9 protein-coding genes are annotated in these 8726 nt (G+C 68.5%); 5 read left to right on the top strand and 4 right to left on the bottom strand.

The annotated features are described in order from the left end of the window. Positions 1–332: 332 nt before the first annotated feature. Complete coding sequence (tyrS, locus tag B0E52_RS13900; protein WP_077484752.1) at positions 333–1544, bottom strand: tyrosine--tRNA ligase; 1212 nt, start codon at positions 1542–1544, stop codon at positions 333–335. Positions 1545–1727: 183 nt separating this feature from the next. Here tyrS and B0E52_RS13895 point away from each other — a divergent pair, with 183 nt between their 5' ends. Then, on the top strand, positions 1728–3170 hold the full coding sequence (locus B0E52_RS13895; protein ID WP_077484750.1) for a peptidoglycan DD-metalloendopeptidase family protein: 1443 nt from the start codon (positions 1728–1730) through the stop codon (positions 3168–3170). Between the two features lie 13 nt (positions 3171–3183). After that, positions 3184–4302 (top strand): anhydro-N-acetylmuramic acid kinase, encoded by a 1119-nt coding sequence (locus B0E52_RS13890; RefSeq protein WP_077484748.1) that lies wholly within the window; start codon positions 3184–3186, stop codon positions 4300–4302. Positions 4303–4323: 21 nt separating this feature from the next. On the opposite strand, the gene B0E52_RS13885 is transcribed toward B0E52_RS13890, so the two are convergent. From B0E52_RS13885 to B0E52_RS13875, 3 genes are all read right to left on the bottom strand, one after another. After that, positions 4324–4623 carry a hypothetical protein gene (locus B0E52_RS13885; protein ID WP_077484746.1) on the bottom strand — a complete coding sequence of 100 codons (300 nt, stop codon included), beginning with the start codon at positions 4621–4623 and terminating at the stop codon, positions 4324–4326. A gap of 120 nt (positions 4624–4743) precedes the next feature. Next, complete coding sequence (locus B0E52_RS13880; RefSeq protein WP_077484744.1) at positions 4744–5994, bottom strand: MFS transporter; 1251 nt, start codon at positions 5992–5994, stop codon at positions 4744–4746. Continuing rightward, a complete protein-coding gene (locus B0E52_RS13875; RefSeq protein ID WP_077484742.1) occupies positions 5984–6751 on the bottom strand; it encodes an exodeoxyribonuclease III in 768 nt (255 codons plus the stop codon). The genes B0E52_RS13880 and B0E52_RS13875 overlap by 11 nt, the downstream gene beginning before the upstream one ends. 37 nt (positions 6752–6788) lie before the next feature. On the opposite strand from B0E52_RS13875, the gene B0E52_RS13870 reads away from it, so the two are divergent. The 3 genes from B0E52_RS13870 (at position 6789) to B0E52_RS13860 (ending at position 8683) form a co-directional block, all read left to right on the top strand. Next, positions 6789–7283, top strand: a complete 495-nt coding sequence (locus tag B0E52_RS13870; protein ID WP_077484740.1) for a GNAT family N-acetyltransferase — start codon at positions 6789–6791, stop codon at positions 7281–7283. A 10-nt stretch (positions 7284–7293) separates the two neighbouring features. Next, complete coding sequence (pyrE, locus tag B0E52_RS13865; RefSeq protein WP_077484738.1) at positions 7294–7941, top strand: orotate phosphoribosyltransferase; 648 nt, start codon at positions 7294–7296, stop codon at positions 7939–7941. A 97-nt stretch (positions 7942–8038) separates the two neighbouring features. After that, positions 8039–8683, top strand: a complete 645-nt coding sequence (locus tag B0E52_RS13860; RefSeq protein WP_077484736.1) for a DUF4124 domain-containing protein — start codon at positions 8039–8041, stop codon at positions 8681–8683. Positions 8684–8726 lie beyond the last annotated feature (43 nt).

Raw genomic sequence — 8726 nt, 5'->3', positions numbered from 1 at the left:
TGCATTGCTTGGACAGGTCATCGACCCGCCAGCGCAAGGCGTCCACACAATTCACCTGTGCACACTGTCAAAGATCCAACCACCGCGGAGCTTTCCGCTAGAGGACATTTCGTCCCGGTGAGCCGCCTACTATACATCGTCTTTCCGGACCGTCAACACCCTCGAAGAAGAATCTTCAGCGAGCAGGTGGGACGCCGTGCCGATGCAGCAGCGGGGCGGCGAATACTAGGGAGGCGCCCGAATCTTGGCAAGCGGTTTCTTAGAAGAAATCTCGCTCTTTCATGCAAGCCACTGATCTCACGAAAGACATTCCCGCGAAGCCTGCATGACGCTCAACCGCCGGTCAGTCGCACCCGGGCGAAGTTGCGCTTGCCCACCTGCAGCACGCCTTCGAAGCCGACGGCGAACACGCGCTGCGCGTCCTCCACCACTTCCGCGTCGATGCGCACCGCGCGCTCCTTGAGCTTGCGGTTCGCCTCGGAGTTGCTGGCGGTGAGCCCTGCCGCGGTGAGCAACGCGGGCAGGCGCAGGCCCTCGGCGGGCGCCGCGATCTCGCTGAGCGGCAGCAGCGAGGTGTCGCCCTCGCCACGCACCACCGCGTGCCAGCCCGCGATGGCCTGCTCGGCGGCGGCCGCGTCATGGAAGCGCGTGGCCAGCTCGCGTGCGAGGCGCAGCTTGGCGTCACGCGGATTCAGCGCGCCGCTTTCCACCTCGCGCCTCATCCGTGCCAGCTCGTCCAGCGAGACGTCGAAGCTGAGCAGCTCGAACCAGCGCCACATCAACGCGTCGTCGATCTTCAGGGTCTTGGTGACGATGTCGATCGCCGGCTCATCGATGCCGATGTAGTTGCCCAGCGACTTGGACATCTTGTTGACGCCGTCCAGGCCTTCCAGCAGCGGCATGGTCAGCACGACCTGCGGGGGCTGGCCGTGGTGCTCCTGCAGCGCGCGTCCCATCAGCAGGTTGAACTTCTGGTCGGTGCCGCCGAGTTCGACGTCGGCTTTCAGCGCCACCGAGTCGTAGCCCTGCACCAGCGGATAGAGGAATTCGTGGATCGCGATCGGCTGCTGCGCGGCATAACGCTTGGCGAAGTCGTCGCGTTCGAGCATGCGTGCCACGGTGTGCTGCGCGGCGAGCTTGATCATGTCGGCCGCGCCCATCTGGCCGAACCACTCGGAGTTGAAGCGCAACTCGGTCTTCTCGCGATCGAGCACCTTGTAGACCTGCGCGGCATAGGTCTCGGCGTTCTTCAGCACGTCCTCGCGGGTGAGCGGCTTGCGCGTGACGTTCTTGCCGGTGGGATCACCAATCATGCCGGTGAAGTCGCCGATCAGGAAGATCACCTGGTGCCCCAGATCCTGGAACTGGCGCATCTTGTTGAGCAGCACGGTGTGGCCGAGATGCAGGTCCGGCGCGGTGGGGTCGAAGCCGGCCTTGATGCGCAGCGGACGTCCGCTTTTCAATCGCTCCAGCAGATCCTCGCGCTTGATGATTTCGTCGGCGCCGCGCGCGATCGCGGCCAGCGCCTGCTCGGATTCGTTCATGCGTTCCTCGGGGTTTGTGGTTGCCATGACAGCCATTTGGGCGATGGCAATCACGTTTCGACGTTAATTGTGCGTTAACCGAAAACGCAGCGCAAACCCTTGATGGGAAAGGCATTGACGCACTTGTCACGCGGCGACTATGGTACGCGGGTTTGTTACTTTGTACGACGAGGCTTGCGCAGCATGGGTGAGGAAATTCGGGGGGCGCGCCACGCACGCAAGCAGGCCATCTGCCGCAAGGCGCAGCGTCGGCACGTCAGCTTCTACGAACGCTGCGCGCACTGGTCGTTCGATCGTTCGGCATCCACCACGCCGATCCACTGGCACCGCGAACGCTGGGTGCTGGCCGGCACCGCGCTGATGGTGACCCTGCTTTCCGGCTTCATCATGCCGGCCTGGGCCACCGCGATGAAACCCGCGCCCACGGTCGAGGCGCACACCCTGCTGCCGCTGGCCCTGCCGAAACTGCCCACGGTCGATCCGGCGGTTTCCACCGTGGACGACTGGCAGGTGGTGCGGGTGCGGCCCGGCCAGACCCTGTCCGACATCTTCGGTGGCCGCGGGCTCAGCCTGACCGACCTGCAGAAGGTGATGGACGCCGCCGGCGACGCGAAGTCCGCCTTGCACAACATCCATCCCGGCGAGGAATTCGACTTCCTGCTCGGCCCCGGCGGCAGCCTGCTCGGCTTCCGCTTCGACAAGGACCAGGCCAACCGCGCGATCGTGCGCCTCGACGGCCCGCAGGCCACGCTCACGTTGCAGCCACGCGACATGGATGTGCGCGAGGAAGTGGCGCACGGCGTGATCCGCAGCAGCCTCTACGCCGCCGGCGACCAGGCCGGGCTGAGCGGGGCGATGGTGGGCAAGCTCGCCGACCTGTTCAAATACGACATCGACTTCGTGCAGGACCTGCGCGAGGGCGACAGCTTCACCGTGATCTACGACGACATCTACCGCGACGGCGCGCGCTACGGCGAAGGCGACATCGTGGCCGCCGAGTTCGTCAACCAGGGCAAGCGCTACACCGCCTACCGCTTCAGGAAGGCCGACGGCAACTACGGCTGGTTCAGCGAGGACGGCCGGCCGCTGCAGAAGTCCTTCCTGCGCATCCCGGTGGACTTCACCCGCATCTCCTCCACCTTCAGCGCGGCGCGCATGCACCCGATCCTCGGCCGCATGCGCGCGCACAAGGGCGTGGACTACGCCGCGCCGATGGGCACGCCGATCCATGCCGCCGGCGACGGCGTGATCAAGTACCACGGCTGGGAGAACGGCTACGGCAACTTCGTGCTGATCCAGCACAACAAGGACATCAGCACCGCGTACGGCCACATGTCGCGCTTCGCGCCGGGCCTGCGCGTGGGTTCGCGCGTGAAGCAGGGCCAGGTGATCGGCTATGTCGGCATGACCGGACTCGCCACCGGCCCGCACCTGCATTACGAATTCCGCGTGGACGGCGTGCAGCGCAATCCGCAGACGGTGACCCTGCCGAAGCCCGAGCCGCTGCCCGCGGCCCAGATGGCAAAGTTCAAGGCTACCGTGGTGAAGCCCGAACTGGCACGGCTGGAGCAGATCGACCAGCGCATCAAGCTGGCCCGGGCCAACACGCCGAACAGCGACCGCTGAGCATCGCGCCCGCGTGAGTGAGGTCCCGTCGCTCTACCTCGGCCTGATCTCCGGCACCAGCGCCGACGGCATCGATGCCGCGCTGGTGTCGTTCGAGCAGGAGCGCCCGCGCCTGCTGGCCGCGCGCACGCATCCTTGGCCCGATGCGCTGCGCACGGAGATTCTCGCGGTGGCGCAGGGTGAAACCGCGCTGGATCTCGATGAGTTCGGACGGCTGGACGTGGCGCTGGGTCATGGCTTCGCCGAAGCCGCGCTGGCCCTGCTGCGCGACAGCGGCACGCCCGCCGCGGCGGTACACGCAATCGGCTCGCACGGCCAGACCGTGCGCCACCGTCCCGCGGGCGCGCATCCGTTCACCCTGCAGCTGGGTGATCCGGCCACGATCGCCGAACGCTGCGGCATCACCGTGGTGGCGGATTTCCGCCGCGCCGACGTGGCTGCCGGCGGCCAGGGTGCGCCACTCCTGCCGGCCGTGCACGCAATGTTGCTGGCCGTGCCAGGTCGCACGCGCGTGGTGCTCAATCTCGGCGGCATCGCGAACATCACCGTGCTCGGTGCCGACGGCGGCGTGACCGGCTTCGACACCGGCCCCGCGAACGGCTTGCTGGATGCATGGTGCCTGCGTCATCGCGGCGAAGCATTCGACCGTGATGGTGCATTCGCCGCCAGTGGCAAGGTCGACGACACCCTGCTCGATGCGCTGCTGGCCGATCCCTATTTCGCGCTGGCACCGCCGAAGAGCACCGGCCGCGAGCACTTCCATCTCGACTGGCTGGCCGCGCAGCCGCGTATGGCCGCGCTGGCGCCGGCCGACGTGCAGGCCACCCTGCTGGAACTCACCGCATGCAGCGTGGCCGCGGCCATCGCGCGTCACGCGCCGGATGCGAAGGACGTGCTGGCCTGCGGCGGCGGCGTGCACAACGGCGCGCTGATGCGTCGGCTCGCCGAGCTGCTCGCGCCGCGCCCGCTGTCAAGCACGGCGGCGTCCGGTGTCGACCCGGATTTCCTCGAAGCCACCGCGTTCGCGTGGCTGGCCCGGCAGCGCCAGCTCGGGTTGCCCGGCAACCTGCCCGCCGTCACCGGTGCGCGCGGACTGCGCCTGCTCGGCGCGATCCATCCCGCGCCGCGCTGAGTCGGCGCACCCGGAGCCGGCTCACTCGAACAGCCGGGCCTCGCGCGAGGCCGGCACCAGCGAATCGCCGCGTGTCGTCGACAGCGCCTGCACGGTTTCGCGGAACACCGCCTGCTCGGCCGGATTCCACGCGCCGACCAGCACCGCGAGTTCGTCGGCCTCGATCAGGGTCTCGGCCTGCTGGCCGCTTTCGGCGGCACCAAGGCCGCGCCGCAGCGCATGCAGCAGCACCTCGTTGATGCTCCACTGGTGGTTCTTGGCGAACGCCTGGATGCGTTCGGCCAGTAGATGATCGACATGGCGTATCACGAGATCGGGCATTCGTCGGCTCCTTGCGCGCGGCGCACCCCTGCGTCGCCGATGATGCCAGCGTGGCGATGTCAGGCAAGCGGCACGCCGCCGTTCCGTGGTCTGCGCCGCACCCGCAACGTGAACCCGTGCTCAGTGCGGTCGCGCCAGCTCGGCGCGGTCGATCGCGCGGCGCAGCACGAGGACCAGCAGCAGGCCGGGCAGTGCCGACAGCGCGGTGATCGCGAAGAAGTCCGACCAGCCCACCTGCGGCACCAGCCAAGCCGCGAGCGGGCCCAGGAACACCCGACCCACCGCCGACAGCGAGGACAGCAGCGCGTACTGGGTGGCCGAGTAGCGCACGTTGCACAGTGCCGTCACCAGCACCACGAAGGCGGTGCTGCCGAGACCGCTGAAGAAGTTTTCCGCACCCACCACGATCGCGAGAGCGAGCAAGTCGGGGCCGCTGTGCACCAGCCAGATGTAGCCCAGGTTCACCAGCGCCTGCAGCACGCCCAGCAGCAGCAGCGCGGGGAACAGCCGCATCCGCGTCACCACCCAGCCGCCGGCCAGCGCGCCGAGCAGGCCCGCGGCGAGGCCGAAGGTCTTGTTGATCGCGCCCAGCTGGGTCAGCGAGAACTGCGGCACGCGCAGCAGGAAGGTGGTGGACAGCGACAGCGCGAACGCGTCGCACAGCTTGTACAGCACCATCAGCGCGAGCCACCCCAGCGCCAGCCCGCCATAGCGCTGGAAGAAGTCCATGAAAGGCTGCACCACCGCCTCGGCGAAGCTGCGCGTGGGCTGTTCGTCCGGCGCCTCCGGCGAGGTGACCGTGACCAGGATCGCCGCCAGCATCAGCGCACCCATCAGCCGGTACACCCAGGCCCAGCCCATGTGATCGGCGAGGATCAGCGACAGCGCGCCGGACACCAGCATCGCCGCGCGGTAGCCGCCCTGCATGAAGGCGACGCCCCAGCCGCGCTCCGCCGGCCGCAGCAGGTCGGTGCGATGCGCGTCGTAGGCGATGTCCTGGGTAGCCGAGGCGAACGCCAGCAGCACGCCGAGGAAGGCCAGCGTGGCCGCCGCGCCCTGCGGCGTGTAGAAGCTCATGCTGATCAGGGCGGCGCCGCACAGCAGCTGCATCAGCAGGATCCAGCCGCGCCGGCGCCCCAGGAACGGCAGCGGCAGACGGTCCAGCAGGGGCGCCCACAGGAACTTGAACACGTAGGCCTGGCCGATCAGGGTGATCCAGCCGATGTCGCGCAGGCTCATGCCTGCCGTGGTGAACCAGGCCTGCAGCGCGGGGCCGGACAGCGCCAGCGGCAGGCCGGAGGCGAAGCCCAGCAGGCCGATGCTGAGGATGCGCCAGTTGCGTCCCGGCGCTGCGGCAGCCTCAGTCGGCATAGTCGACGGTGTACGGCGCGTGGTCGGAGAAACGCTCGTCGCGGTAGATCGCGCAGCGCTTCAGGCGCTGGCCCAGCGCGGGGGTGACGAGCTGGTAGTCGATGCGCCAGCCCACGTCGTTCTCGCGGGCGCGGCCGCGGTTCGACCACCACGTGTAGTCCTCGCCTTCCGGATGCAGCGTGCGGTAACTGTCCACCCAGCCGCGCTCGACCAGGCCGTTGAGCCAGCTGCGTTCCTCCGGCAGGCAACCGGAATTCTTCTGGTTGGACTTCCAGTTCTTGATGTCCTTCTCGCTGCGCACGATGTTCCAGTCGCCGCACAGCACGTAGTCGCGGCCGCTGTGCAGCCATTCGTCGAGGATAGTCGCGAGCCAGTCCATCGCCTTGAACTTGAACTGCTGGCGTTCGTCGCCGGAAGTGCCCGACGGCACGTACAGCGACACCACGCTGAGCTTGCCGAAGCGCGCCTCGACGTAGCGGCCCTCGTTGTCGAATGCGTCCCAGCCCAGCGCGGTACGCACCGCGTCGGGCTCGCGCTTCGCGTAGATCGCCACGCCGGAATAACCCTTCTTGCTGCTGGCGTCGCGGTAGAAGCAGTGGTGGCCGTCGGGACGGAACATCGGGTCGCCGAGCTGGTCTTCCTGCGCCTTGGTTTCCTGCAGGCAGACCACGTCGGCCTTCTGCTGGCGCAACCACTCGAACACGCCCTTGGTCGCGGCCGAGCGGATGCCGTTGGCGTTCAGGCTGATGATGCGCATGCGCGACTCCCGGTGCGGAGCGGGCATCATAGCAATCATGGCCGCGTCGCCCGACCTCCACGTCTGCCCTGTCACGCCCGCCTTGCGCGAAGCCGTGCTGCGGCTGCACGCGCGACCGGAGCAGGACGGCTTCGTCAGTCCGCCCGCGCGCACGCTGGCCGACGCCGAGCAATGCGCCGGCAGCGAGCCGATGGCGATCCTGCTCGATGCCATGCCGATCGGCTACTACCGCATCGAGCACAGCGCACGCAGCCTCACCGGCCTCGATGATGATGCCGACGCGCTGGGCCTGCGTTCGTTCCAGCTCGATGCTGCCTGGCAGGGACGCGGCCTCGCCATGCCCGCGATGGATGTGCTGCTGGCCGACCTCGCGCAACGCCATCCGCAGGCGCACCGCCTCCTGCTCACGGTGAATTGCGACAACGCCGCTGCGCTCGCGTTGTACCGGCGCGCAGGCTTCGCGGACAGCGGCACGCTGTACCATGGCGGCCGCTCCGGGCCGCAGCACCTGTTGTGGCGCGCCCTTTCCTGAAGAGAACCCCATGCACGACTACCAGCGCGACTTCATCGAGCTCACCCTGCAGCGCGAGGTGCTGCGCTTCGGCGAATTCACGCTGAAGTCCGGGCGGCAGAGCCCTTACTTCTTCAACATGGGGCGGATCGATTCCGGCGCCGCGCTGGGCCGGCTGGGCCGCGCCTACGCCGCCGCGGTGGTGAACGCGGGGATCGCGGTCGACATGCTGTTCGGTCCCGCCTACAAGGGCATCGCGCTGGCCGCCGCCACCGCGATCGCGCTGGCCGAGCAGCACGGCCACGACCTGCCCTGGGCCTACAACCGCAAGGAGGCCAAGGACCACGGCGAGGGCGGCGTGCTGGTCGGCGCGCCGCTCAAGGGCCGCGTGCTGATCGTGGACGACGTGATGACCGCCGGCACGGCCGTGCGCGAATCGCTGGCGCTGATCCGCGCCCACGGCGCGGAACCGGCCGGCGTGCTGATCGCGCTGGACCGGCAGGAGCGCGGCCAGGGCGAGCTCTCCGCCGCGCAGGAAATCGCGCGCGACTACGGCATCCCGGTGATCGCGATCACCAGCCTCGCCGACGTGCTGGCTTATGCCGGCGAGCGCCCGGAACTGGCCGCCGAGCACGCCCGCCTCGTGGCCTATCGCGGGCGCTACGGGGTCGCTGGCTGAACCGCCGGGCGAACGCGATCACGGACCGACGCCCGGACTGGCGGTCCCGGCGTCACGTTGCTGCGATGATGTCTATACTTCCGACCAGGGGGTATTCATGCACAAGCCGCTACACGTCCTGACCATCGCCGCGCTGCTCGCCAGCGCCACCGTCTGCGCCCAGAACGCCGACCACAACGGCATGCGCTACAAGTGGGTGGACGGCAAGGGCCTGCCGCATTTCAGCGACAGCCTCAGCCAGGACGCGATCAAGTACGGCTACGACGTGGTCAATGACCAGGGCATGGTGGTGCAGCGCGTGCAGCGCCAGCTCAGCCCCGAGGAACGCGCCGCCGCACAGAAGCAGGCCGCGCAGCAGGCCGCCACGCAGCGCGCCGCCCAGGACCGCGCCCGCACCGACGAGCAGATGCTGTCCGCCTATCCCGACGAGGCCGCGTACAAGGCTGCGTTGCAGCAGGCGCTGGCGAACATGGACCAGCAGATCCACACCAGCCGGCTCAACCTGCGCAGCCAGGAGCAGGCGCTGACCGAACTGCTCGGTCGCGGCGCCGAGTTCGAGCACAACAAGCAGTCGCTGCCGAAGTCCCTGCAGGACGGCATCGCCAAGCAGCGCGGCGTGGTGAGCGACCTGCAGGCACTGCTGCAGCGCCAGCAGGCACAACGCGAGCAGGCCGCGCAGGCGCAGACGCAGCAGCTAGCGCACTACCGCGCACTGCAGGCCGAGCAGAACGATCATCCCTGAGCCGCTCACGGCACGAAACCCCTGACGCGAAGGCCCGGCCATG

The sequence above is a fragment of the Rhodanobacter sp. C06 genome (assembly GCF_002001105.1).
Taxonomy (GTDB): Bacteria; Pseudomonadota; Gammaproteobacteria; order Xanthomonadales; family Rhodanobacteraceae; genus Rhodanobacter_A.
Note: the sequence above shows the minus strand (reverse complement) of the source record. Positions and strands in the feature narration are given on the sequence as shown.

What these genes read in the sequence shown, in the direction of transcription:
- tyrS (WP_077484752.1), bottom strand. Translation starts at nt 1,544, where the DNA reads ATGAACGAATCCGAGCAGGCGCTGGCCGCGATCGCGCGCGGCGCCGAC.
- B0E52_RS13895 (WP_077484750.1), top strand. Translation starts at nt 1,728, where the DNA reads ATGGGTGAGGAAATTCGGGGGGCGCGCCACGCACGCAAGCAGGCCATC.
- B0E52_RS13885 (WP_077484746.1), bottom strand. Translation starts at nt 4,623, where the DNA reads ATGCCCGATCTCGTGATACGCCATGTCGATCATCTACTGGCCGAACGC.
- B0E52_RS13880 (WP_077484744.1), bottom strand. Translation starts at nt 5,994, where the DNA reads ATGCCGACTGAGGCTGCCGCAGCGCCGGGACGCAACTGGCGCATCCTC.
- B0E52_RS13875 (WP_077484742.1), bottom strand. Translation starts at nt 6,751, where the DNA reads ATGCGCATCATCAGCCTGAACGCCAACGGCATCCGCTCGGCCGCGACC.
- B0E52_RS13870 (WP_077484740.1), top strand. Translation starts at nt 6,789, where the DNA reads ATGGCCGCGTCGCCCGACCTCCACGTCTGCCCTGTCACGCCCGCCTTG.
- pyrE (WP_077484738.1), top strand. Translation starts at nt 7,294, where the DNA reads ATGCACGACTACCAGCGCGACTTCATCGAGCTCACCCTGCAGCGCGAG.
- B0E52_RS13860 (WP_077484736.1), top strand. Translation starts at nt 8,039, where the DNA reads ATGCACAAGCCGCTACACGTCCTGACCATCGCCGCGCTGCTCGCCAGC.